This window comes from Coriobacteriia bacterium (assembly GCA_041658765.1).
In the GTDB taxonomy this organism is placed as follows: domain Bacteria; phylum Actinomycetota; class Coriobacteriia; order Anaerosomatales; family JBAZZO01; genus JBAZZO01.
The window spans coordinates 13,271-38,226 of the sequence record JBAZZO010000006.1 but is presented as its reverse complement, the minus strand read 5'-3'; the positions used below and the strand labels follow the sequence as shown (position 1 = coordinate 38,226).

Annotated in this window: 18 protein-coding genes and 2 tRNA genes; 5 read left to right on the top strand and 15 right to left on the bottom strand. The window is 69.5% G+C overall.

The features are described 5' to 3' along the window. The 3 genes from WC971_05125 to WC971_05115 all read right to left on the bottom strand — a co-directional run bounded on the left by WC971_05125 (nucleotide 1) and on the right by WC971_05115 (nucleotide 2,441). Entirely contained in the window at nucleotides 1-930 is a 930-nt protein-coding gene (locus tag WC971_05125; GenBank protein ID MFA5844196.1) for an ABC transporter ATP-binding protein, read from the bottom strand. A gap of 37 nt (nucleotides 931-967) precedes the next feature. Continuing rightward, nucleotides 968-2,074: a glycosyltransferase family 2 protein gene (locus WC971_05120; GenBank protein MFA5844195.1), complete on the bottom strand. Its 1,107-nt coding sequence runs from the start codon at nucleotides 2,072-2,074 to the stop codon at nucleotides 968-970. A gap of 291 nt (nucleotides 2,075-2,365) precedes the next feature. Further along, a tRNA-Ala gene (locus WC971_05115) sits at nucleotides 2,366-2,441 on the bottom strand. A 218-nt stretch (nucleotides 2,442-2,659) separates the two neighbouring features. On the opposite strand from WC971_05115, the gene WC971_05110 reads away from it, so the two are divergent. Then, nucleotides 2,660-4,240 carry an ammonium transporter gene (locus WC971_05110; GenBank protein ID MFA5844194.1) on the top strand — a complete coding sequence of 527 codons (1,581 nt, stop codon included), beginning with the start codon at nucleotides 2,660-2,662 and terminating at the stop codon, nucleotides 4,238-4,240. Continuing rightward, nucleotides 4,237-4,575, top strand: a complete 339-nt coding sequence (locus WC971_05105; protein ID MFA5844193.1) for a P-II family nitrogen regulator — start codon at nucleotides 4,237-4,239, stop codon at nucleotides 4,573-4,575. Before WC971_05110 ends, WC971_05105 begins: the two co-directional genes overlap by 4 nt. Before the next feature lie 395 nt (nucleotides 4,576-4,970). On the opposite strand, the gene WC971_05100 is transcribed toward WC971_05105, so the two are convergent. Then, the gene (locus WC971_05100) at nucleotides 4,971-5,186 is read right to left on the bottom strand and encodes a thioredoxin family protein (GenBank protein MFA5844192.1); all 216 of its coding nucleotides are present in this window, start codon (nucleotides 5,184-5,186) and stop codon (nucleotides 4,971-4,973) included. Between the two features lie 24 nt (nucleotides 5,187-5,210). Further along, nucleotides 5,211-5,690 (bottom strand): rhodanese-like domain-containing protein, encoded by a 480-nt coding sequence (locus tag WC971_05095; protein MFA5844191.1) that lies wholly within the window; start codon nucleotides 5,688-5,690, stop codon nucleotides 5,211-5,213. A 178-nt stretch (nucleotides 5,691-5,868) separates the two neighbouring features. On the opposite strand from WC971_05095, the gene WC971_05090 reads away from it, so the two are divergent. Next, on the top strand, nucleotides 5,869-14,556 hold the full coding sequence (locus tag WC971_05090; protein MFA5844190.1) for a glucoamylase family protein: 8,688 nt from the start codon (nucleotides 5,869-5,871) through the stop codon (nucleotides 14,554-14,556). 10 nt (nucleotides 14,557-14,566) lie between these two features. Here WC971_05090 and WC971_05085 read toward each other — a convergent pair whose 3' ends face one another. From WC971_05085 to WC971_05070, 4 genes are all read right to left on the bottom strand, one after another. Continuing rightward, on the bottom strand, nucleotides 14,567-15,328 hold the full coding sequence (locus WC971_05085; protein ID MFA5844189.1) for a hypothetical protein: 762 nt from the start codon (nucleotides 15,326-15,328) through the stop codon (nucleotides 14,567-14,569). A 44-nt stretch (nucleotides 15,329-15,372) separates the two neighbouring features. Further along, nucleotides 15,373-15,615 carry a hypothetical protein gene (locus tag WC971_05080; protein ID MFA5844188.1) on the bottom strand — a complete coding sequence of 81 codons (243 nt, stop codon included), beginning with the start codon at nucleotides 15,613-15,615 and terminating at the stop codon, nucleotides 15,373-15,375. A gap of 105 nt (nucleotides 15,616-15,720) precedes the next feature. Next, nucleotides 15,721-18,504 (bottom strand): carboxypeptidase-like regulatory domain-containing protein, encoded by a 2,784-nt coding sequence (locus WC971_05075; GenBank protein ID MFA5844187.1) that lies wholly within the window; start codon nucleotides 18,502-18,504, stop codon nucleotides 15,721-15,723. Continuing rightward, nucleotides 18,425-19,444, bottom strand: a complete 1,020-nt coding sequence (locus WC971_05070) for an acyltransferase (protein MFA5844186.1) — start codon at nucleotides 19,442-19,444, stop codon at nucleotides 18,425-18,427. Before WC971_05070 ends, WC971_05075 begins: the two co-directional genes overlap by 80 nt. A gap of 81 nt (nucleotides 19,445-19,525) precedes the next feature. Here WC971_05070 and WC971_05065 point away from each other — a divergent pair, with 81 nt between their 5' ends. Beyond that, nucleotides 19,526-19,981, top strand: coding sequence for a GNAT family N-acetyltransferase (locus tag WC971_05065; protein ID MFA5844185.1), 456 nt, complete (start codon nucleotides 19,526-19,528; stop codon nucleotides 19,979-19,981). Here WC971_05065 and WC971_05060 read toward each other — a convergent pair. The 3 genes from WC971_05060 to WC971_05050 all read right to left on the bottom strand — a co-directional run bounded on the left by WC971_05060 (nucleotide 19,978) and on the right by WC971_05050 (nucleotide 21,133). Further along, nucleotides 19,978-20,496 carry a DUF4926 domain-containing protein gene (locus tag WC971_05060; protein ID MFA5844184.1) on the bottom strand — a complete coding sequence of 173 codons (519 nt, stop codon included), beginning with the start codon at nucleotides 20,494-20,496 and terminating at the stop codon, nucleotides 19,978-19,980. The genes WC971_05065 and WC971_05060 overlap by 4 nt on opposite strands. Before the next feature lie 96 nt (nucleotides 20,497-20,592). Then, nucleotides 20,593-20,669 (bottom strand) — tRNA-Ile (locus WC971_05055). A gap of 68 nt (nucleotides 20,670-20,737) precedes the next feature. Further along, the gene (locus WC971_05050; GenBank protein MFA5844183.1) at nucleotides 20,738-21,133 is read right to left on the bottom strand and encodes a secondary thiamine-phosphate synthase enzyme YjbQ; all 396 of its coding nucleotides are present in this window, start codon (nucleotides 21,131-21,133) and stop codon (nucleotides 20,738-20,740) included. Between the two features lie 39 nt (nucleotides 21,134-21,172). Here WC971_05050 and WC971_05045 point away from each other — a divergent pair, with 39 nt between their 5' ends. Beyond that, complete coding sequence (locus tag WC971_05045; protein ID MFA5844182.1) at nucleotides 21,173-21,691, top strand: bifunctional nuclease family protein; 519 nt, start codon at nucleotides 21,173-21,175, stop codon at nucleotides 21,689-21,691. Between the two features lie 19 nt (nucleotides 21,692-21,710). On the opposite strand, the gene WC971_05040 is transcribed toward WC971_05045, so the two are convergent. From WC971_05040 to WC971_05030, 3 genes are read right to left on the bottom strand one after another with little or no spacing between them, the layout of a single operon-like run. After that, nucleotides 21,711-22,898, bottom strand: a complete 1,188-nt coding sequence (locus WC971_05040) for an ABC transporter permease (GenBank protein MFA5844181.1) — start codon at nucleotides 22,896-22,898, stop codon at nucleotides 21,711-21,713. A gap of 5 nt (nucleotides 22,899-22,903) precedes the next feature. Continuing rightward, on the bottom strand, nucleotides 22,904-23,653 hold the full coding sequence (locus WC971_05035; protein MFA5844180.1) for an ABC transporter ATP-binding protein: 750 nt from the start codon (nucleotides 23,651-23,653) through the stop codon (nucleotides 22,904-22,906). A gap of 4 nt (nucleotides 23,654-23,657) precedes the next feature. Beyond that, nucleotides 23,658-24,947 (bottom strand): efflux RND transporter periplasmic adaptor subunit, encoded by a 1,290-nt coding sequence (locus WC971_05030; GenBank protein ID MFA5844179.1) that lies wholly within the window; start codon nucleotides 24,945-24,947, stop codon nucleotides 23,658-23,660. Between the last annotated feature and the right edge of the window lie 9 nt (nucleotides 24,948-24,956).

Genomic DNA, 24,956 nt, shown 5'->3' with positions numbered 1-24,956 from the left:
TCAGTCCCGGAGGCTCTTCCCGGTCAGGTGCAGGAACACGGTCTCCAGGTTGGGCTCGACGATGTCGATCGAAGAGGCGCGCGCGCCCGACGCGTCGAGCGCCGACACGACCGGGGAGAGCACCGCGGCCGTGTCCCGGGCGAGCACCTCGAGGGCGCCGTCGGCGAACGTGACCCGGTCCACGCCCGGTACCGCACGCAGCGACGCCAGCGTCTCGTCCGGGACCTCCTCGACGCGCAGCATGATCGCGTTCTCGTCGCCGATCAGCTGTTGGAGTTCGGCCACCGTCCCCTGGCCGATCACCTTGCCGTGGTCGACGATCGCGACGCGGTCGCAGATCGCCTCGACTTCCTCCATGTAGTGACTCGTGTACACCACGGTCGTGCCGGCCTCGGCCAGACGGCGGACCGTCTCGAGTATGTGGTTGCGCGATTGCGGGTCGATGCCGACGGTCGGTTCGTCCATGAGCAGCACGCGCGGATGGTGGAGCATGCCCGCGGCGATGTTCACGCGGCGCTTCATGCCGCCCGAGTACGCCTCGATGCGCTCCTTCGCCCTGTCGGTGAGGCCGGCCACTTCGAGGGCCTCGCCGACGCGGGCGTCGAGGGTCTTCCCCGACAGACCGTACATGCGGCCCCAGAACCGCAGGTTCTCGAGTGCGGTCAGCGTAGGGTAGAGGGCGATGTCCTGCGGCACGACGCCCAGGGAGCGCTTCACACGCTGCGGGTCCGTGCGTACCGACGCGCCGTCGACGAAGACGTCACCGCCGTTCGGGGCGAGAAGGCAGCACACGACGGAGATGATCGTGGTCTTCCCGGCGCCGTTCGGCCCGAGGAGCCCGAACGTCTCCCCCTCTTGGATGGAGAACGTCACGCCGTCGACGGCGACGTTCTCTCCGTATCGCTTGACGAGGTCTCGGACCTCGATGATGTCCGCCACGCTGCCCCTCCGTCCGGCCGAACCGTCCTCACAACCAGTTTATCCGTTGCCGCACGACGACGCGCCCTTTCCACGTCGTCGTTCCGCGGACCGTGCCGACCATCGAGATGAGTCCGACAGCCAGCAGCGACACGACGGTGAGTGGATAGAGTAGGGCGAGGCCGACCGGCACGCGAGTGCGCGCGTAGGCGATCGCGAAGAGGACCAGCGCGAGAGCGACTGGGAGCGCGGCGGCGGCGTGCCCGGCCGCGAGGGCGAGAAGCGGCGCCAGGAACAGCCCGGCGAGCGCGAGCCAGGCGAGAGCGCCGAGGGCCACGTGGCAGTCGAGCAACGCGAAGACGTTCTTCCCGAAACCCTCGACTATCTGCGGCACGGTCCGGTACATCCGGCAGCGAATGCGGCCGGTCCCGTCGAGCAGCCACCAGCGCAGCCCGTGTGCGCGGAGTCGCCTTCCGAGCGCCACGTCGTCGATGACGCTGCCCGCGACCGAGGCATATCCGCCGATGCGCTCGTAAGCCTCTCGCCGGAAGAGCATGAAGTGGCCGATCGTGGTCGATACGGCCGGCCAGGTCGTCCGGTAGGCGAGCGCGAGAGGCACGAACGTCATGTTCGCCCACGGCATCATCGGCACCGCGACGCGCTCGGGCCACGTCTCGACCTCGTGACGCACGATCGCCGTCACGAGGTCCGCGCGGGCGTGTTCGAGCTCGGCGACCGCCTCGCGCACGGTGCGCGGGTCGTGCTCGGTGTCGGCGTCGGTGAAGAGCAGCAGATCGCCTCCTGCGTGGTCCTCGAGCTGCCGGCAAGCCCAGTTCTTCCCGATCCATCCCGGCGGCGGCGGCGTCCCGCGCACGACGCGCAGGCGCCCCGTGCCCTCAGGTCCGGCGTCCTCCCGTGCGAGCCGCTCGAGGATCGCCCACGTGCCGTCACCGGACTCGTCGTCGATCACGAGGACCTCGACACGCGGATGGTCCTGGGCGAGCAGGGACAGCACGCACCTCTCGACGTTGGGCTCCTCGTCGCGTGCGGGCACGAGCACGGAGACGAGCGGGACGTCCGAAGCGGCGGGCGCGGTCCCAAAGCGGCGCATCACCAGCGAGTTCGAGAGCGCTACGAGGACGAGGACACCGAGCACTGCCGATGCGGACCACATTGCGATCGCGATCGCGTCCTCCTCACACAGACCGACGTTCGCAGTGTAGCCTACGCTCCGGGGTGTGGCGCCGTCGGTCCTCGGCGCGGGTCCCCGTGCGGTCCGCCGGCACGCGAAGGACGAACGTCGAGCCGGCGCCCGGCTCGCTCGTCAGCGTCAGCGACCCGCCGAGCATCTCGGCGAGGTGCGAGACGACGCCCGCCGTTATCTACCTAGCTGAGCGGATACACATCGGGCCGCGGCATGCGATCGCCGCGACCCGATGGGGTGACCTGGTGGAGACGACCGGGATCGAACCGGCGACCTCAGGCTTGCAAAGCCCGCGCTCTCCCAGCTGAGCTACGTCCCCGAAGCGGGGCGAGTATAGCATCACGCCCGGCATGCGACGCAACGAAGGTTTCACGCGACCGCACCCGCGGTGAAACGGGCGCGCAACACCTCGCCTCTAGTGTGGATGACGGCGAGGGCGGACGCGCCCTTCCCAGTGCCGTCCAACGACGTGCGGCACCCCCTGACGGCTGCGGCCCGCGCTAAGCGGGCCGCGGACACTACAAGGAGGTGACGGCGTTGAGTTCGTTCATCGATCGCTCCTACGACTGGCGAGGGAGACTACCCCGCATCCTCAAGACCGCGGCGGTGCGGACCGCCATCCTCGCACTGCTCGCCCTCACGTTCATGGCCGCGGCCAGCGTGGCCATGGCTTCGGGCGACCCCACCGGCGGCGCGACGGGCGGCATCGCCGACGTGGCCGCCGCCACGGCGGGCAATCCCACGCTCGTCGAGGTCGCTCAGGACCTCGGGCACCTGAAGGTCGGCACGAACATGTTCTTCGTCATCGTAGGCGTCGCGCTCATCTTCTTCATGCAGGCCGGGTTCATGCTCGTCGAGACCGGGTTCTGCCGTTCGAAGAACGCCGCTCACGTCGCGATGACGAACTTCGTGATCTTCGCGGTCGGGACGCTCGCGTACTGGGCGGTCGGGTTCGGGCTCCAGTTCGGCGGCTTCGGCGCACTCGGCACGCTCGGAGGGTCGTCGGTCCTCGGCGGTTCGTTCGCGCTGGCGAAAGGGTGGGGCATCTTCGGCACGAAGGGCTTCTTCCTGACGAGCGGCGGCACGTACGACGTGGGCGTGTACGCGTTCTTCCTCTTCCAGCTCGTCTTCATGGACACCGCGGCCACGATCGTGACCGGCGGCATGGCGGAGCGCTGGAAGTTCTCGGCGTTCCTCCCGTTCGGCGTCTTCATGGCGGTCTTCACGTACCCGCTCTACGGCATGTGGATGTGGGGCGGCGGCTGGCTATCGCAGCTCGGCTCGACGCTCGGTCTCGGCCACGGCGCGCTCGACTTCGCCGGCTCCTCGGTGGTGCACGCGGTCGGCGGATTCTCGGCGCTCGCGGGGGCTTACGTCCTTGGGCCCAGGATCGGGAAGTTCACGAAGGACGGGAAGCCGGTCGCGATCCCCGGTCACCACATCCCCATGGCGATCCTCGGCACGATCATCCTCGTCTTCGGATGGATGGGCTTCAACGGCATGTCGACACTCGCCGCGGGCGACCTGAGGTTCTCAGTCATCATCGTGAACACCATGATCGCGGGGAGCGCCGGCGCCATCGCGGCGATGTTCCTCGTATGGAAGGTCTGGGGCCATCCCGACCCCTCGATGACCGCCAACGGCATGCTCGCCGGTCTCGTCGCCATCACCGCCCCTTGCGCGTTCGTCAGCACAGCGGGCGCCTTCGCCATCGGTATCGTCGCAGGCCTGCTCGTCGTCGGCTCCGTCATCTTCTGGGAGCGCGTGTGCAAGATCGACGACCCCGTCGGCGCGATCTCGGTCCACGGGGTGAACGGCCTCTGGGGCATGATCGCGCTCGGACTCTTCGCCGACGGCACGTACGGTGACGGCTTCAACGGCATCGAGGGCGCGGTCACCGGCCTCTTCTACGGAGGAGGGTTCGGACAGCTCGGCGCGCAGGCGATCGCCGTGGTCGTGGTCGCCGCGTGGGCCTTCGGCACCATGTTCGTCTTCTTCAAGGTGCAGGACCGCGTCCAGGGGATCCGCTCGAGCGCGGCCGACGAGCTCGCCGGGCTCGACGCGACCGAGATGGGCGTGCTCGCGTACCCGGACTTCGCAGGGAGTGATGCACGGTGAAGCGCATCGAATCGATCGTCCGGCCCGACAAGCTCGAAGCGGTCAAGGAGGCGCTCGTCGCCCTCGGCCACGCGGGCCTCACGGTGACCGAGGTCAAGGGGCACGGCATCCAGAAGGGCGTCACTCAGCAGTGGCGCGGGCAAGAGTACACCATCGACCTGCTCCCGAAGGTCAGCGTCGTGGCCGTCGTGCACGATCACGAGGCGGCCGACGTCATCGAGGCGGTGAGCGCGGTCGCCAAGACCGGGATGATCGGCGACGGCAAGATCTTCGTCTCCGCGATCGAGCAGGTATACCGGATCAGGACTGGAGAGTCGGGCCCCGACGCGGTCTGAGCTCCCAGCGCCTGCCGACCGCGACAGCGCTCGAGGAGCGGGTCCCGGAAAGGGGCCCGCTCCTCGCACGTTCGTCTTCGGACGGATCGCGGAGCGGCCTTCGCACCGCTCGAGTACCGCTTCTGCGGATGTCATCAGGGGTTGTCGACCGACCAAGTGTCGCCTGCTCGGCTTCACCCCCGCGAAGTCTCCAGGAGCTTATGCCCGGTGCCCTAGCCCGTCGCCGGGGAAAGGCCCTTCATCTGCCGCTCCAGTAGGACCCGTCTTCGTGCTCATTCTCCACCGTGACGAGAACCACCTCTTCGGCCGCGCTCGGGTGCGAGCGACTCGGGTGCCGGACGGCCGCGGCGAAGAACCCGCCGGCGCCTGTGACCATTATACCCCCGCGCGGCCCATCAGCGAAGGGCATCGAGCGCCGCTCGCAGTCTAGCCTCGGGCATCTCGCCGACGAGTGTCTGTGCCGTCGAGCCGTCCTTATTGAGCAGAACGAAGGTCGGCACGTACTGGGCGTTGAACCGTGAGGCGAGCTTCTGCCCCTCCGCGTCCTTGTCCACGTCGTAGCGCCGGAACTCGACCTTGCCCTGATATTCCTTCTCGAGCCTGTCGACCACAGGCTTCATCTTCTTGCAGCTGGGTCACCAGCCTGTGAAGAACTCGTAGAACACGGGGAGCTTCGTCGGCTCCGACGGCGCCTGGGCGACCGCCGTCGCGGCCTCGTGCGACAGTTCGCCGTCCCAAGCCACGATCCCCGCGGTGAGGTCGTAGACGTGCTCGAAGCCGTTCGCGGAGAGCCACTGCGCCGCGTTGAGCGACCTCGCGCCCGTGGCGCAGTAGACGACGACCGGGGTCGCGCGGTCCCACGCCTGGGCGGCCTGGGTGAAGCCTTCGATGGGGACGTTCTCGGCCCCCGCGATGTGCCCGCCCTCGTACTCGGCGGCCGTGCGCACGTCCAGCACGCGCGCCCCGCTCTTCTGGAGTGACAGGAGTTGCACGTTGGTGACGTTGCCGCTAGTGGGAAGACCCGCCGGATCGCTCTTAGGACGCGCGACCGCCACTACGAACGCCGCCACGAGCGCGACGACCGCGATCCATACGATCCATGACCTGCCTCGCATGCGGGGTCCCTCCATCGTCGTCGCGTCACGACAAGCATACCCCGGTGGGTATCCACCGCGCAACGTCGGTCATTCCCGCTCGACGGGCATGAACCGGAGCGGGAGAATGGGCACGTGTCCGGCTCCTCGGATGCAAGCCCGATGCCGAGTGTGAAGCCCCGAGGCGAGCGGACGGCGCATGCCAGACACGACACTGCAAGCAGGACATTCTTCGAACGCGTCAGGCGGTGAACCGCTGCGCGGCGAGCTGCTCGGACTCGACCGACTCGTCGAGCGCGCCCGCGAACTGGCGGCGGAGCACACCTGGACGACGCAAGGCCTCGTGCGAGGAACCCCGCTGCTCTCTCTCGTCGAGAGGGCGGGTCGCGAGCTCGCGACCGTCAACGCGCACATGACGCGCACCGTGCGCGACCAGGCGGCGGTCTCGCCCTCGGTCGAATGGCTGCTCGACAATTACTACCTCATCGAGCAGCAGGTCAAGACCGTGCAAGAGGACCTGCCGGCCGACTTCGGCGTCGAGCTCCCGCGACTGACGGCCGGGCCCCTCAAGGGCTTCCCCCGGGTGTACGCGGCCGCAGCTGCGCTCATCGCGCACACGGACGCCCGCCTCGACCACGACTACCTCGTGCACTTCATCATGGCCTACCAGGACGTCTCGCCTCTCACCATCGGTGAGGTCTGGGCGGTGCCCATCATGCTGCGCGTCGGCTTCGTCGAGAACCTGCGCCGTCTGGCCGCCGTCGTGCGCCGCGATCACGACGACGATGCCGCCGCCGACGGTTGGGCGAACCGGCTCCTCGAAGCCGCGAAGCCTCGCGTGGACGGAACGCCCGCACCCCCGGCGGCGCTCAAGGCCGCGCTCGCCGATCTCGAACGCCGGGCGCCGTCCTCCTCGGGCCCGTTCCTCGTGAGATTCGCCCAGCGTCTCCGCGATCAGGACGCATCGCTGGCACCGGCCTCGTTCTGGCTCGAGAAACGGCTCGCCTCCACGGGGACGAACCTGGAGATCCTGGCCCATGCCGAGCAGCACCGCCGCGCGATCGACCAGGTCTCCATCGCGAACTCGGTGACGAGCGTCCGCTTCCTCGACGCCCTCGACTGGAACGTCTTCTTCGAGGAGTGCAGCCTCGTCGAGCACGTCCTCGGAGAAGATCCGGCGGGAGTCTACGCTGTGATGGACTTCGCGAGCCGCGACCGGTACCGGCACGCGCTCGAGGCGATCGCCCGCCGCTGCCCGCTGTCCGAGATCGGCCTGGCGGAAGCGGCCGTCGCCCTCGCGCTCCAAGGACACGACCTGAACCCCGCGGACACTCTTGCGGGACACGTCGGCCGCTACCTCGTCTCGGATGGCCGGTACGCTTTCGAGCGCGCCGTGCACTACCGCCCCCGCCTGCGCGAACTCACGCACCGCGGGCCGCTCGCCGCGCGCGGCCTCGTGTACGGAAGCCTTCTCACAGCCGGTACCGCCGCGGTAGCGGCCGGGGTGTGGTTCTTCGCGCGGGTCTCAGGCGCGGACATCGGAGCCGCCGCGACCCTCGCGGTGCTGGCGGCGGTCGCGGGCAGCGAGATCGGCTTCGAGGTCGTCAACCGGCTCGCCGCACGCGTCTGGCTCCCTCGCCGGCTGCCTCGCCTGGACCCCCGGCACCCGGTCGCCGAAGCCCACCGGACCCTCGTGGTCGTCCCGGCGCTCGTGACGTCGGCGGGAGCCGCGCGCGACCTCGTGGCCGCTCTCGAGGTCGACCGGCTCGCCAATACCGACCCGAACGTCCATTTCGCGCTCCTCGCCGATCTCCCGGCTGCCGCGGCGCGGCGCAGCGCCGCCGACGACGCGATAGTCGAAGCCGCACGCGAGGCGATCGACGCGCTCAACGAGCGCGCCGGGGCCGACATCGCCCCGTTCCACCTGTTCGTGCGCGAACGCCGCCACGATCCGCGCGAGGGGAACTGGCTCGGATGGGAGAGGAAGCGGGGCGCGCTGGCCGAACTCGTCCGGCTGCTTCGCGGAGCGTCCGACACGAGCTTCGAGGTGCGCGTCGGCGACGAGACGTTCCTGCAGGACGTCGCCTTCGTCATCACCCTCGACGCCGACACCGTGCTGCCTCGCGACGCTGCGCGTAAGCTCGTCGCGACCATCGCGCACCCCTTGAATCGCGCCACCTTCGACGACGAGCGCCGACGTGTCGTCCGCGGTTACGGTCTCGTCCAGCCGCGCGTGGCGATGTCGCTGCCTTCCGCCGAGCGTTCGCTCTACGCCTGGCTGCACGCAGGTCCGACGGGCATCGACCCGTACGCCGGCGCCGTCTCCGACACGTATCAGGACGTCTTCGGAGAAGGGAGCTTCACGGGGAAGGGCATCTTCGAGGTCGACGTCTACGCGACATTACTCGAGAACCGCTTCCCCGAAGGGCGGCTCCTCTCCCACGACCTGCTCGAAGGCTCCTACCTGAGGACCGCGCTCGTCTCCGACGTGGAGGTGGTCGACGACCACCCGGCGAGCCACCTTTCCGAGACGGCACGGATGCACCGATGGGTCCGCGGAGACTGGCAGGCGGCGGCTTGGGCGCTGCCGCGAGTACCCGGGCCGAGCGGGTCCCGCATCCGCTCGACCCTGCCCGCCATCGACCGATGGAAGCTGATAGACAACCTGCGTCGCAGTCTGGTTCCCCCCGCATGGGCGCTGCTCTTCGCGACAGGGTGGGCCCTGCTGCCGGGGAACGGACTGCCTTGGACCGCGACAGTGCTCGCGATCTACTTCTTCCCGCTGGTGATCGGCCTGCTCGACTCGGTCCTCGTCCGGCCGCCTCAGGCAGACCTGGCGGCCTCGGCGCGAGCGACGTTGCGGGACGCGGGGCGGGACGCCCTGCGCTCGGGACTCGACCTGGCGACGCTGCCGCACCGCTCCCTCGTGAACGCCGACGCGGTGGCCCGGGCGTGCTGGAGAGTGAACGTCTCGAAGCATCGCCTTCTCGAATGGGTGACGGCGGCGGAGTCCGAACGGCACTCCGAAGGCGACCTCGTCTCCTACCAGCGGCGCATGCGGGGAGCCTTCGTCGTCGCGGCGGCGATGGCCGCACCGGCGATCGCTCTCGATCCGTCACGGCTCGCGGGCGCGGCGCCCCTGCTCGCGCTGTGGTGGGCCGGACCGACGCTCGCCTGGGCCTCGGCCCGGCCGCGAGTGAACGAGCCGCCTCCCCTGCGGCGCGCCGACCTCGCCACGATGCGTCATCTGGCCCGCGCCACCTGGCGCTTCTTCGAGACCTTCGTGACGCCCGAAGACCACTGGCTCGCTCCCGACAACTACCAGGAGGAGCCCCTCGGCTCGGTCGCGCGCCGCACTTCCCCGACGAACATGGGCCTCCAGCTGCTCGCGGACCTCGCTGCACACGACCTCGGCTACTTGAGCGTGGGCGGTCTGGTGAGCCGCGTCGAGGGCACGCTGCAGACGATGGCGGGCCTCGAGCGGTTCAGGGGTCACTTCTTCAACTGGTACGACACGGCCACTCTCCAGCCGTTGCGCCCGAGCTACGTCTCCACCGTCGACTCCGGCAACCTCGCGGGACACCTGCTCGTGCTGCGCGCCGGCCTGCTCGAAGCGCTCGACGCGCCGCTCGTGCGCGACGTCGCCCTCGCGGGCATCTCGGACGGCGTGAGGCTCTCCCTCGAGGACGTCCCGGCGTCCCAGACGGACGACCGTTTACGGCTCGAGGAGGCCTTGCGCCGCCTCGACCTCGAGCGCGGCCCTGCGGACCTCGGGGAATGGGTGTGGCTCCTGCGGTCGATCGCGCCGTCGGACCCCGACGCCTCCGCGATGCTCGACGACCTCCTCTCCATCGCCCCGTGGGCGGACATGCTGCGCGAGATGCCCCCCGAGCTGCGGGAGGACGGCCGCGCGGCCGCGCTGGCCCCGATCGTCGACGGCATCCCCACGTTGCGCGCGCTCGCCGAAGGGCTCGACGCGCAGATCGAGGTGCTCGAAGCGCTCTCGGTGGAGCCCTTCGGGGACGATCCGGTCTCCCAGGCGAGCGTATGCACCTGGTGCGCCCGCGTGGCTGAGTCGATCCGCTCGAACCGCCCCGTCGCCGTCGAGCTGCTCGCGCGGCTGCTCCTGCTCGCGGACATCGCCCGCGAGATGTGGGAGCACACCGACTTCAACATGCTCTACGACTCCAACAGGAAACTGTTCTCCATCGGCTTCAACACCGCCGAAGGAAGGCTCGACGATTCCTTCTACGACCTGCTCGCCTCGGAGTGCCGACTGGCGAGCTTCCTCGCGATCGCGAAGGGCGACGTGCCCCAGGAACACTGGTTCCGCCTCGGCCGGCAGCTCACCGTGACCGACGGCGGCAGGGCGCTCGTCTCGTGGAGCGCCTCGATGTTCGAGTACCTCATGCCGCTGCTCGTGATGGAGAGCTGGCCGGACACCCTCCTGGGCCAGACGTATCGCGCGGTCGTCAGGAGACAGGTCCGCTACGGGCGGCAGCGCGGCGTCCCGTGGGGGGTCTCCGAATCGGCGTTCAATGCGAAGGACGCCGACTTCACGTACCAGTACCAGGCGTTCGGCGTGCCGGGACTCGGCCTGAAGCGCGGGCTCTCCGACGATGTCGTGGTAGCGCCGTACGCCACCCTGCTCGCGCTCGCCGTCGATACGCGCGCCGCCCTCGACAACCTCGCCGCCCTCTCGCTCCACGGCGCCGAGGGGCGCTACGGCTTCTACGAGGCGGTCGACTACACCCCGGGCCGGGTACCCGCCGGAGCGGAGCGCGCTGTCATCAAGGCGTACTTCGCGCATCACCAGGGGATGGGCCTCCTCGCTCTCGCGAACGAGCTCTGCGACGGGCTCATGCGTCAGCGGTTCCACGACGACCCGCTCGTGAGGTCGGCCGAGCTCCTCCTGCAGGAGCGGGTCCCGCGGCACGTGCGCCTCAGCCAGCCGAACGTCGAGGAGGTCCGATTCGTCCGCTCGGTCCGGGCGCTCCCGCCCCCCGTGACGCGCTCGTACCCCACACCGCACACGATCGTCCCGGCGACGCATTTCCTCTCCAACGGCCGGTATTCCGTCATGGTCACGAACGCGGGCGGCGGCTACAGCATCGACCGGGACCTCGCCGTGACGCGGTACCGGGAGGACATCACGCGAGACTGCTGGGGGACGTTCTTCTACCTGCACGACGTCGACTCCGGCGCCGTGTGGTCCGCGACCTACCAGCCGACCCTGTCGGAGCCCGACGAGTACCACGTGACCTTCTCCGCGGACAAGGCGGAGTACCGGCGCGAGGACGGCTCGATCGAGACGCACACCGAGGTCGTGGTCTCCCCGGAGGACGACGTCGAGGTCAGGCGCCTCACCATCACGAACCATGGGCGCACCCCGCGCCGCATCGAGGTCACGAGCTACCTCGAGATCGCCCTCGCCCCCCAGGCGAGCGACCAGGCCCACAAGGCGTTCTCGAACCTCTTCCTGGAGACGGAGCAGCCCGAAGGGCTCGACGCGTTGCTCTTCTCCCGCAGGCCACGGGCCTCCGACGAGAAGCGGCCGTGGGGGTTCCACACGCTCGCGTGCGAGGCCCTGCAGGCGGGCCCGGCCTCGTTCGAGACCGACCGGGCGCTGTTCCTCGGCCGCCTGCGCAAGGCGCGGTCTCCGCGGATGGTGTTCGAGGGAGTCCCGCTCTCCGGGACGGTCGGACCCGTGCTCGACCCCGTCTGTGCGATCCGCCGCACGGTCTCGCTCGGCCCGGGCGAGACGGCCCGCCTCGCCTATTCGACCGGGGTCGCGCCGTCGAGAGACTCCGCCGTCGAGCTCGCCTCGAAGTACGCCGACCTGCGCAGCGCGCAGCGCGCAGCCGACCTCGCGTGGACGACGACGCAGATCGAGCTGCGCGACCTCGGCATCAGCCCGGAGGAGGCGGTCACTTTCGACCGGCTCGCGTCGCGGCTGCTCCTGATCGATCCGTACTCGCGTCTCAAGGTCAAGACGGACGTCCCGACGCAGTTGCCGCTCTCCTCGCTGTGGGGACTCGGCATCTCGGGCGACCTGCCGATCCTCCTCGTGCGCATCGAGCGTGTCGAGGAGATGCCTCTCGCTCGTCAAGCGCTGCTCGCGCACCAGTACTGGCGGCACAAGGGCCTGCGCACTGACCTCGTCGTCCTCAACACCCGTCCGAGCGCCTACGCATCGGAGCTTCAGGACCGCTTGCGCCTGCTTCTGCGCACCGGACACGCGTTGCAGTTGGCCGACAAGCCGGGCGGCGTCTTCCTGCGCTCCGCCGACCAGATGTCCCCCGAGGTGCTGGATCTGCTCATGAGCGTCGCGCGCGCGGTCCTCGACGGCGACGGCGGCCCGATCCGCCTCCAACTCGACCTGCCCGCTCCACGGCCTTATCCCCCCGAGCCGTTCATCGCTCGCGCGAAGGCCCCCGACTGGCCGCTCGCCCAGCCACCACATCCGGCGCTGTCGTGCTTCAACGGCTACGGCGGCTTCGACGAGGAGCGGCACGAGTACGTCATCGTGCTCGCCGACGGAGACACCACGCCCGCGCCGTGGGTGAACGTGCTCGCGAACCCAGGGTTCGGTGCGCTCGTCTCCGAGGCGGGCGTGGGCTGCACGTGGGCGCTCAACAGTCACGAGAACCGCATCAGCACCTGGAACAACGACCCCGTCAGCGACGGCTCCGGAGAGGCCCTCTACCTGCGCGACGAACTGACGGGCGAGAGCTGGTCGCCGACGCCGCTGCCGATCCGGTCGGCCGGGGGTCACGTCATCAGGCACGGCCGCGGCTATACCCGCTTCGAGCACTCGTCCCATGGCCTGCGCCACGAGGTCGACTGGTTCGTGCCCGTGGACGACCCGGTACGCGTCGTGAGGCTGACGCTCACCAATCTCGGCGACGCCGCCCGGGACCTCTCCGTCACGCATCTGGTCGAGTGGTCGCTCGGCGACTCGCGCAGCAAGGCCCAGCAGCGCGTGATCACCCGTTACGAAGCGGACACGCAGATCCTCTTCGCCCAGAACTGGTTCAACCTCGACTTCCCCGGACGCCCGGCCTTCCTCGCCTGCGACGGCGAGATCGACTCGCACACCGGCAGCCGCACGGAGTTCCTCGGCCGCAACGGGGATCCCGCCGCGCCGGCTGCGATGCGGCAGCGCAACCTGGGTGGAACGACGGGGCGCTTCCACGACAACTGCGGCGCCCTCATGCGCAAGTTCACGGTCGAGCCCGGCGAGACGGTCTCGGTGACCTTCCTGTTGGGACAGTGCGACGACGACGCGCAGGTGAGAGCGCTGCTCGAGCGGTACCGCGCGTCCGGCACCGTCGAGGCCCAGCTGGAGCGCGTACGCGCGTACTGGTCCGACACCCTCGACGCCCTCGTCGTTCACACGCCCGACGCCGAGCTCGACCGGCTCCTCGACGGCCACCTGCTCTACCAGACGCTCGCCTGCAGGGTCTGGGGACGTACGGCGACCTACCAGTCGTCGGGGGCGTACGGCTTCCGGGACCAGCTCCAGGACGCCCTTGCGCTGCTCCCGTTGCGCCCGGACATCGCACGCGAACGGATCCTCGACCACGCGGCCCGCCAATTCCCCGAAGGAGACGTCCTCCACTGGTGGCAGCCCTACTCCGGACGAGGCGTGCGCACGCGCTTCTCCGACGACCGCCACTGGCTCGCCTACGTGACGGCCGAGTATGTCCGTGCGACCGGCGACGCCGGCGTCCTCGACGAGGAGATCCCCTTCGTCGAGGGACAGGCTGTGCCCGAAGGTCACGAGGACCTCTACCTGCAGCCGACGACCTCGGCGCGGAAGGCGACACTCTACGAGCACTGCGTGGCCGCCTTCGAGGCGAGCCGCTCGACCGGCGTGCACGGGCTGCCCCTCATCGGCTCGGGCGACTGGAACGACGGCATGAACCGTATCGGTCGCGAGGGCCGCGGCGAGAGCGTCTGGCTCGCGTGGTTCCTCGACGTCACCCTCCGCGGCTTCGCGCCGCTGTGTGAGGCGAAGGGAGACGCCGAACGCGCGGCGGACTACCGCGCCTGGGCGGACCGGCTCGTCGCCGCCGTCGAGGAGCACGGCTGGGACGGCGCCTGGTACCGGCGCGCGTTCTTCGACGACGGCACGCCACTCGGAACGAGCACCGCCGACGAGTGCCGCATCGACGCGATCGCGCAGGCATGGGCGGTCGTCTCGGGCCGAGGCGACCGCGAGCGCGCCGAGCGTGCCCTCGACGCGGTCACGGAGAACCTCGTGCGATGGGAGGACGGGCTCGTCCGCCTGCTCACGCCGCCGTTCGACCACATGGAAGCCGACCCCGGTTACATCAAGGGCTACGTCCCCGGCGTGCGCGAGAACGGCGGACAGTACACGCACGCCGCGGTCTGGGTCGTCCTCGCGTTCCTGCTCCACGGCGACGGCGACATGGCGCTCAACCTGCTCGACCTGCTGAACCCGGTCAACCACTCTCTCGACCGCGCGGCCGCGGACGTATACCGCGTCGAGCCGTACGTGGTCGCGGCCGACGTGTACGCCGTCCCGCCGCACGTCGGTCGCGGAGGATGGACCTGGTACACGGGCGCCGCGGCATGGATGCACAGGGTGGCCGTGCGCAACCTGCTCGGGCTCGACATAGTCGCCGAGGACGGCGAGCGCTACATCGTCGTCGATCCCTGCATCCCCAAGGCGTGGCCTTCGTACGAGATGACGTACCGCAGCGACGGTACGACGTACCGGATCCGCGTGCTCAATCCCCGTGGCGTGAACCGCGGCGTCGCTCGCGTCGAGGTGGACGGCTCCGCCGTACCCGACCTGCGCGTGCGCATCGAGCGCGACGCGGGCGTGCGCGAAGTGCGCGTGACCCTGCTCGGAGGCTGAAGCCGGAGGCCTAGGCGCCACCCGCGCGCAACGGATGCGCGATATCGCGGGCGAGCGAGGCGCCGACGGCGATCGCCGCGTTGCCGAGTGCCCATCCCACGTCGACGACCATCCCCGACGCATAGAGGTCCTGGTTCTGCAGCCACACGAAGGCCGTGTCGGTCACTGCCATGACGGCCATCGCCACGGCGACGGCACGCCACGGCCAGCCGAGGCTGCCTCGGCCTAGGTTCGCCACGACGAAGAGGATGAACAACGCCGGGACGAGCTCGAGGAGCACGTCTCCGAGGGGGTAGAACAGATTGAGAGCCTTCTCGCCGATCCCCGATTCGCCCACCACGATCGGATGCAGCACGAACACGTACTGCGCTCCCGCGAGGACGGCGCCGATACCGCCCGCGTAGATCGCCGGCTTACGCACGTCGAAGATCCCGCGGAACGCGAGCGCGGCGCGGCTCACGCCGACCGCGAAGAAGACGTACTGCAGGACGTAGAAGAGGTCGGCGAGACCCGGATACGGCACCTCGCGCTTCTGCACGAGCTCGATGAACGCCCAGACGGTGTCCCCCATCGCATACATGACGACACCGATGCCGATGAGCAGCCACTGTCGGCGAAGCTCCTCGCCCGGGCTGAAGCTGAGCGCCGCCGAGAGCGTGAACGCGGCCGCGGCCCAGACGATCGCCGTCTCCCCGATGTCGCTCGCGTACAGTGCGGCGTCCCCGCCGGCGAGGATGGCCGCGTACATCGCCGCGACTGCGACGACGCTCACGCCCAGGACCGCCCAGGTGCGTCGCGAGATGGAAGCCCTGACCGTCACCGGGTCTGCGCCTTGATGTCCCCGACCACCGCGTCGATGGTCGTCCGAGGAGCGATCGGCGAGAGCACGCGGACGATACGGTCGATCACAGCGGACATGTGCTCGGCGCCGAGGGAGTCGGAAGTCGTACCGAGCGCCAGCGCGCTCGCTCGCACGCAAGTGTCCGCCGCGACGCGACCGAGGAACGGCTCGAGGATCTCGACCACCATCTCGGCCCGCGTCGTCTCCGCCACGCTCATCTCACGCCCCCACCATGATGTCCGAGGCGCGCGCGGCGCCGGTCATTCACTTATAGCAGGTGAGGTGGCGAATCGACAACCGGCCCGGACTTGGCGCAGCGACGCCTACCGGGCGGAGACGTACCGGTAGGACGAGTACGTCGCCGCGTGGCCCGAGTCCGCGTGATAGGCGCGCAGCCGCCACGACCCCGCATATGGGAGCGCGACGACCGCCGAGTAGCGGGTGGAGGACCCGTAGTCGGCGTTGCGGGCCCAGACGGTCTTGCGCAGCACCCATCGCCTGTTCTCGAGCCGATAGCACTGCACGCGCACCGAGTATGCTCTCGCCGTATGCTTCGGGCGCAGGTAGCCGTAGACCGTGTACCCGCGACCCCTGACGACCCTCGTGGGGGCGTAGGGCGCCGTGAGATACACCTTCGGTGCGACCACGGTCTCCGTCGCCGAGCTCGGGAGGTAACCCACCGAGCCGAAGAAGGCCGCGCGGTAGCGAGTAAGGGAGCTCGGGCGGACGCTGAAGCTCCACGTCCCGTTCGGGCCCGTGATGGTGTTGGAGGCGCTCTCGACCCACGCGCCGCCGGAGTAGGTCTCGAGATGCACGACACGACCCGGCAGCGGCGTGCCCGCGGAGTCGGCCAGCGCCCCGGACAGCGTCGCCCACGCCCCGTACGCGGGATAGAGCGCTCGGGCGGAAGGCGTCGTCCGCGTCCCGCGCGTCACGGTGAACGAAGCGGAGTGTGTCGTCTCGACGTTGCCCGCGACATCGACCGCCGACCACTCCAGGGTATGCGTGCCCGGCTCGCTCACATCGATGATGGATCCCGTGCTCGGAGCGCCATCGAGCGAGCGGCGGATCGCGGAGAGCCCCGAGACCGAGTCCGACACGACGATGGAGATACGAGCGGAATCGAGGTAGAACTCGCTCACGTTCGCCGCGCTGACCGGAGCGGTCCGGTCGATGCGGATGACGGAGCTCCGCGACGTCTCGCGGTTGTTGCGCGCGTCGACGGCCCAGTAGTCGATCGTCGTCACGCCCTCCGCGGTCACGACCACCGGGGCGGTATACGTCGTGGCGGAGCCGCCACCGAGACGGTAGTAGACCGCCCCGATGTCCGATGTGTCGTCGGTGGCGACGAACGACACCTCGACGTCGGACGTCGACCAACCAGCGGGCACGCCGATGATCGTGGTCACCGGCGGAGTGGTGTCGACCGTCGACGTGGGCGTCCCGGAGCCGCCGGGGATCCAGCCGCCCCCGCCTCCGCCGCTACCACCGGACGAGTAGATAAAGAACGAGTCGGTGTGTGCGGGCTCGACATTGCCGGCACCGTCGACCGACCAGTATCTCAGCGAGTGGATGCCCCAGCGACTGGACGCCACCGAGGTGCCGGCGACCGCGTCCCCCCCGTCTAGCGAGTAATACGTGGCGGCGACGCCGGTCCTGTTGTCGGCTGCGATGAGCTGGACGCGCGCCGAGCCCGTGTACTCAGAGACCGCGTCCGAACTGGTCACGGGGAACAGGCCGTCGACGAGGACGTCGGCCGTGCGAACGTTCTCGGGATTGCCGAAACGGTCGACCGAGTACCACGAGAGGGTGTGTCCTCCGTCGGTACCGTATGTGAACGGCCCCGTGTAGACGGTCGGAGCACCCGAATCGAACCAGTAGTAGGTCGCGCCCACGCCCGACCCGCCTGCGCCGTCGGCGGCGGTCAGCGTGATGGTGACGGACCGCGGCCACCCCGCGGGCAGCGGAGACAGCGAGGTCGTGGGAGGAAGGCGGTCATCGGTGAAGTCCACGCCGATGCCGGTCGAGACCATATCCTCGACCACCTCGACGTCGGCGGCGAAACGGATGTCGGTCGAAGGCCCGCTCGCACCGCCGTAGAACTGTACGGGCCGCGCGGTTGGGAGGTCGGTCGTCTCGATGGCGACGCGATACGTCCCGGGATAGAGCCGGTCGGCCGCGAACGAGCCGACCACCTGTCCGGGCTCGACCGTGTCCGGGTCCTTCGTGAGGGTGACCGCGGCGGATTGCAGCGTCCAAGTCGCCCCATCGCGACGGTAGCAGCGCACGATCGCGTTCGGCACACCGGCGCCGGTAGCGGTCACGGAGCCCGTTATGCCTCCCCAGCGGCGCAGCGTCGCGCCGATGCCGTTCACGGTGCTCGCCTCCGCCAGCGTCACCGGTTCGGCGGCCTCGAGTGCGGAAGACATCCCATAGAACTGGCTCGGGTACTCGGGATAGGTGCTGAAGAACTGCACGGCATATGTCCCCGCGCTCATCCCCGCAAGCGTGTAACCGCCGTCGGCGCCGGTCACGGTGCTCGCCGCGGCGTACTCGTCGAAGGGCCCTTCCGGACTGCGCGGGTAGGCGTTCACGATCACGCCGCTCAGAGGAAGCGCTGCGCTGTTCGACACGACACCCGAGATCGAGCCGGCGCGCGAGACGGTGAACTCGATCCCTTGGCGCAGCTCGCCGATGCCGAGGGTCACGCTCGAGCCGTACCACGCCGGCGCGTACGTGCCGGAATCGTCGACGACCTTGAGGCCGTACGTCGCCGCGAGCAGGTTGAAGAACTGGAACTGTCCGCCGTTCTCGGTGAGCGCCTCGCCGACGAGGGTCTCGACTCCGCCGAAGCGCTGGTAGAGCAACACGCGCACGTTGTTGACCGCGTTGCCCTGAAGGTTGCGGACGCGGCCCATCAGGGTGGACGTACCGGCTGCGGTCGCGCTCACTGGGACGAGCGCGACGAGCAGCGCCGCGGCGAGGCAAGCCGCGAGCATACGCCGGAGCATGGGATGTGCGCTCTCGTCACCGATGTGGATCACGTCCCGATCCGGGATCGCGGCCGCCCTCGCGGCCGGGGAAGGTTCCTCCGAAACGATACCCACCCACGACCTTCCAAGCAAGCCTTACGCCAGCGTCAGGCCTTGTGGCGAGCATCCCGGCACAGACCGAGACCACGATAGAGGCCGCCAGCCATACCGGCCGCTTCTGCGGCACGACCATGAACCACGTCATCTGCGCCAGGAAGATCCCGTAGCTCGACCGTCCGACCGCCGCCAGCGCGCGCGCGACCCTTCCGCCGGGCGCCGCAGGGAGCCACGAAAGACCGGTCGCGACGAGGAGAACAGGGTACCCGACGGCCAGCAAGTTCTGCGTCCTCCACGCGGTCACGAACGGGGCCTGAACGCCGAATCCGTTCGCCGCGACAAGGTATGCGAGGCTCGAAGCAGCGAACGCAAGGAGCGAGCGCCGGCGTGCGGCGCCCTCGAAGCGATCGTCGGCGAGCCACATCCCGAGGGCGAAGGCGGCGAGGTAGCGCGGAGCCATCGCGCTGTAGACGTACGGGTGCGAGGCGAAGAGCGCCAGGCGCGCCGCGGCGAGTTCGAAGGCGAGGTCGGCCGCGACGCACGCCACGACGGTAGCTGCCGGCCATCGCCGGTATGCGGGAACGAGAACGGGCGCCGCGATCGCGAACGCGATCGCCACCGGTGTGAAGTAGTTCCCCGGCCCCGGGAACGGCAGCCGCAGCAGCAGGCTCTCCCACCCCGTGTAGACGGTCCCTTTCCAGAGGCCGATCGCCAGCGACGCGAGCCATGCGAAGGCGAAGGGGACGAGCAGCCGTCGCAGACGTCCCGGAAGGCGCGACCAGCCGGCCGAGGCGGAGTTCATCCCCATGATGACGAAGAAGACGGGAACGGCCTGCCAGACGTGCAGCACCGCCCACGAGCCGACGAGTGTGTCGACCGTCAGGCTGTGCGTCACCACGACCGCGATGATCGCGAGCCCTCTCATCACATCGATCTGGAGCAACCGCCGATCTCCCATGGGACAAGTATACGGGAGGCCGTCGCGGGACCCTCGCTCGCGGTGGTACCTTGGACCCACCCCCGAGCGAGAGGACGACGCATGCGAATCGAGCGCGCCGGTCCGGAAGACGCCGCCGCCGTCCTCGCGGTCCAGCTCCTCGCGTTCGGCCAGGTGGCGCTCGAGTACTCCGTCGACGACCTCCCCCCCTTGCGCGAGACCGTCGAGACCGTGCGGGAGGCGATCCTGCGCCACGTCGTGCTCAAGGCGACGGAGGACGGCCTCGTCGTCGGCGCCGTGCGCGGCCAGGTGAGCGGCGCGACGTGCCACGTGGGCCGGCTCGTCGTCCGCCCCGACCACGAAGGCCGGGGCGTCGCCACCGCGCTCATGCACGCGCTCGAGGAGGCCGTCGGCGACGTGGCGCGCTTAGAACTCTTCACCGGCGACCGCAGCGAGCGAGCGCTGAGCCTCTACGGACGTCTCGGATACCGCGAGTACGACCGGAGGCCCGCCGGACCGGGCGTCGACCTCGTCTACCTCGAGAAGAGGGTCCCCTAGTCCTCCCGCACGACCGGCGCACCGATCCCGGCGCCCTCGATGACCTCGAGGTCGACCATCGGGATCTCGAACAGGCCGATCGTGTATCCGTCGGGATCGAGGAACTCCACGGTGCAACCGTCGCCGTGGACCGCCACGACGGTGCCGCGCGCGCCCTCGACGAAGCCCTGTGGCAAGTCCGAGGTGATCTCGACGACGTCCAGTTCGACGATCTTGCGCTTCACGGCCTCACCCTCTTCAGATAGCACGACGTCAGCCGCGAGACGTCCGAGTACGATCCACTCTACCACCCACCGCTCGGTACCATCTGTGAGCATGGAGACCACCTCCGCGTCGTGCGATGAGATCCCCTGTCGTAGCATCCGCTCGAGGATCTCGATCCCGTCGAGATCGAGGCCGAGCGCCGACTTGAAGACCCGCGCCTTGTGCCGACCCGTGCTGTGTGCCGGGTCCAGACAGTAGCGCAGTTTCTCCTCCGGGATGATCGCGGATCCGTAGTCGGGTAAGGTAGCCATCCCCGAAGGCTACGACGCGAGCCCTACCGGGGCCTGACCCTTCCGTGAAGAGACCCGCCTCCCCGTGTTCCCACGGGTGACGGGTCCTCAAGTCCGTGGTGGGCCCGGTTGGACTCGAACCAACGACCTCACGGTTATCAGCCGTGCGCTCTAACCAGCTGAGCTACGGGCCCTCGAAACGCTCCGACACCATAGCCCAGGCGTCGCGCAAGCGTCAAGGTCGGGCAGGTAGCGGGGGTCGTTACGCCCCGAGGACGGAGACGAGCAGCGAGCGTCTGCGCGGGCCGTCGAACTCGCAGAGGAAGACGCCCTGCCACGTTCCGAGGACGAGCCTTCCCTCGCTGACCGGCAGCGTGACGCTCGATCCCACGAGCGTCGCCTTGACGTGCGCGTCGGCGTTGCCCTCCGCGTGACGCCACGCCCCGGCATGCGGCACGAGCCGGGCGAACCCCGCGACGATGTCGCTCGCCACGTCGGGATCGGCGTGCTCGTTGACGGTCACCCCGGCCGTCGTGTGCGGGCAGCTCACGAGCGCCCACCCCTCGGCCACACCAATCGCGCGCACGGCGTCGGCGACCTGCCGCGTGACGTCGGTCAACTCCTCGCGACGCGCGGTCGCGACCTCGAAGCGCTCCACATCGTCCTCCCCCCGCCGAGTCCCCGGGTACTATCATAGGTGACACTCATCGAGCCGGAAGGGGGAGCCGTGGTCCGCGTACGGGTCGCGAGCATCAACGTCGACATGGTGACCGAACAGCCGGTCATCATGCTGCGCTCGCTCGACGACCCCGACGACCGCCGGCTGGTACCCATCTGGATCGGCCAGTACGAGGCGACCGCGATACTCCTGGCGATGCGCGGAGAGCGGCCGCCGCGGCCGATGACGCACGACCTGTTCCACGACGCGCTCGTCGCGTGCGGCTGGGACATCGTCGCCGTCGAGATCACCCGCCTCGACGGCGGCACCTTCTTCGCGTCGTTGCGCCTGCTCGGGCCCGGCGGCGAGCTCTCCCTCGATTCGCGCCCGTCCGACGCAGTCGCGATGGCGGCCCGCGCGGGATGTCCCATCTTCCTCGAAGACGCCGTGCTCGACGAGGCCGGGGTCGTCTTCGAAGGCGCGGTGGACGAGGAAGAGGAGGTCGAGCAGTTCCGCGAGTTCCTCGACCACGTCGACCCGGCGGACTTCCTGTCCTGACCGGCCCAGGCGCGCCACGCTACTCGTACCGGAGCGCCTCGATGGGATCGAGCATGCTCGCCTTGTACGCCGGGTAGACGCCGAAGAAGACGCCCACGCCGGCGGCGAAGAAGAACGCCAGCGCGACCGACCACCCCGTGACCGACGTAGGGACCCATCGGCGCAGAACGGCCGCCCCGCCGGACCCCAGTGCGATACCGATGATGCCGCCGAGCACCGAGAGCATGACCGCCTCGATGACGAACTGGCTCATGATGTCGTACGTCCTGGCGCCGACGGCCTTGCGGATGCCGATCTCGCGGGTGCGCTCTGAGACGCTCACCAGCATGATGTTCATGATGCCGATGCCGCCCACGAGCAGCGAGATGCCGGCGATGCCGGCGAGCATGACCGTGAGGGTGCCCAGCAGCGTCGAGAGCATCCCGAGCGTCTGCTTCTGCGTGAAGACCGTGAACTCGTCGCCGAAGCGCGGCTTGAGGATGCGTTGGGCCTCGGCCCGCACCCGGTCGACGTCGCGCGCGTCCGCCGCCTTGACGATTATCATGCCCACCTGGTTCGTGCCGAGCAGGCGCTGCGCCGACGTGATCGGCATGTAGATCTGGTTGTCCTGGTCGCCGCCGAGACTGCCTCCTCGCGCTTCGTAGTAACCGATCACGGTGAAGCGCTGGCCGTTGATGGCGAGCGTCTTGCCGACAGGGTCGGAGTCCGGGAAGAGCTGGTCTCGCACCGTCGAGCCGATGCCGACGACGCGCGAGCCGGCCAGCACCTCGCTGCGCCGATAGTGCCTCCCCTTGACGAGCGTCGCGTTGAAGACCTCGGAGCCCTTCTCGGTCCCGGCGGCGATGGTCGAGCGCCACGTCCGGTTCCCGACTCGGAGCGTCCCGGCGGCCTGCACGACCGGCACGACCGCGTCCGCGCCCACCAGCCGCCGATCGAGCAGGTCGGAGTCGTCGCGCGTGAACTGCTTCGTGATCGACATACCGCCCCCGCCTCCGCCGCCCTGCCCTCCCTCCATGTTGCCGGGGAAGACGAAGAGGAGATTGCTGCCGAGGCCCTCGATCTGGCCGGTGACCTCGTTCTGCACGCCCGTGCCGATGGCTACGAGCAGGATGACCGCCGCGACGCCGATGATGACGCCGAGCATCGTGAGGCTGCTGCGCACCTTGTTCGCGGTGAGCGCCCTCAGCGCGACGCGGAAGCTCTCCATGAGGTTCACTCGATCACCGCCTGGGGCTCCCCGCCGGCGAGGATCCGCTCGGCGACTGCCGCTTCGTCGACGACGCGCCCGTCACGCAGCGAGACGACGCGTGACGCGTGAGACGCGACGTAGGCGTCGTGCGTGACGAGGACGACGGTGATACCCTGCCGGTTCAGGTCCTGGAGGATCGTCATAACCTCCACGCCCGACACCGAATCGAGGTTGCCGGTCGGCTCGTCGGCGAGGACGATGCTCGGGTTCGTCACGAGCGCGCGGGCGATGGCGACGCGCTGCTGCTGCCCGCCCGAGAGCTGGTTCGGCACGTGGCGAATGCGGTCGCCGAGGCCCACCCGCTCGAGCGCCTCGCGCGCGAGCTTCGCGCGGCGCGGGCCGGGCACGCCGGCGTAGATGAGCGGCAGCTCGACGTTGGCCGCCGCGGTCGTACGCGCGAGCAGGTTGAACGACTGGAAGACGAACCCGATGCGCTTGTTGCGCACCGTGGCGAGCTCGTTCGGCGACATGTGGCTGACCTCTTCACCCTCGACGGTCACGTTGCCCGTCGTGGGCCGGTCGAGCAGTCCGATGATGTGCATGAGCGTCGACTTGCCGGAGCCCGACGGACCCATGATGGAGAGCATCTCGCCCTCGCGCACGACGAGGTCGACCTCGCGCAGGGCGTGGACATCCACTCCCTCGAGGTGATAGCACTTCGAGACGTTCTCCACCGCGAGGACTTCGCGTCCTCCGTCGACTGCGTCGGCCATGGCGCTACTTCGTCCGGACGGGCATGCCGTCCTTGAGCACGCCGCCGCCGGAGAGCACGACCTCGTCGCCCGGCTTCACGCCGGAGAGTATCTGCGCGGCGATCTCGGTCATCGTCCCGACCTTCACGTCGACGCGCTTCGCCTTGCCACTCGAGACGACGAAGACGTAGCTCACGCCGCCCTCGTCGAGCACGGCCTCGATCGGCACCTGCACGGCGTCGGGGATGCTCTGAAGCTCGATCGTGGCGTCGCCCTTCATCCCGATGAGGATGCCCTTGCCTGTGTCGGCGAGATCGAGGTAGACGGGGAAGACCGTCCCGCCGGTGATCGTCTGGGTCGCTGTCGGCTTGATGTGCGAGACCGTCGTCGGGAACGTCTCCTTCGAGAAGGCGTCGAGCCTGACGATCCCCTTCATGCCTATCTTGACCGAGGGCACGTCCACCTCGTCGACGTCAGCGTCGAAGCGCAGCGAATCGAGCTGGTAGACGGTGAACGGCGCCGCCTGCGGCCCGACCGCCGAACCTGGCCCGGCCTTCGGGGTCGTCCCGTCGGCGCCCGGGACGCCCATCGCGTTGAAGATGACGACGCCGGCGATCGGCGCGGTCAGCGTCGCACGGTCGAGGTTGAGCTCGGCGAGCCGCAGCGCCGCGGAGGCCTGGTCGCGCGACGCGCGTGCCGCCGAGCGCTGAGCGCTCACGCCGCCCGCGACGGAGAGTTTCGCTTCCTGGGCCTTCGCGGAGAGGTACGCGGCGTGGGAGCGGTCGCGCGCCTGCCTCAGGGCCGTGACGGTGGCCTCCATCGAGGACCGCATGGAGGAGGGCAGCGCGTCGTAGACGTCCTTGAGAGCGGTGTAGGCGTCCGCGGCCGAGTGGTAGGCGTCGGCAGCGACGGCGGTGTTCGCGGCGGCTGCGCGGCGGTCGACCGTCGTCGGCACCTGCTTGCGCACCGCGTCGAGCTGCGAGTCGGCGGCCCTGTACCCCGCCCGCGCCTGGTCGACGGCGAGTTCCAGCGGGCCGGTGTCCATCACGGCGATCGTCTGACCGGCCTTCACGGGCGCACCGTCTTCGACGAGCACCTCGTGGATCGTGCCGCCGGTCGGCGGGTAGATGTCGGCGCGGACCCCGGCCTCGACCTTCCCCGAAGCCGCGACGGTGACCGCGAGGTCGCCCTTCGTGACCTTCCCCGTCGTGACCGTGATGCCGATGTTCCGGCTCGCGAGGGCGACGCCCACTCCTATCGCCACCAGTACCAACAGCGTGACGACCCCCGCGATGATCTTGCCGCGCTTCGACACCAGCGCCTC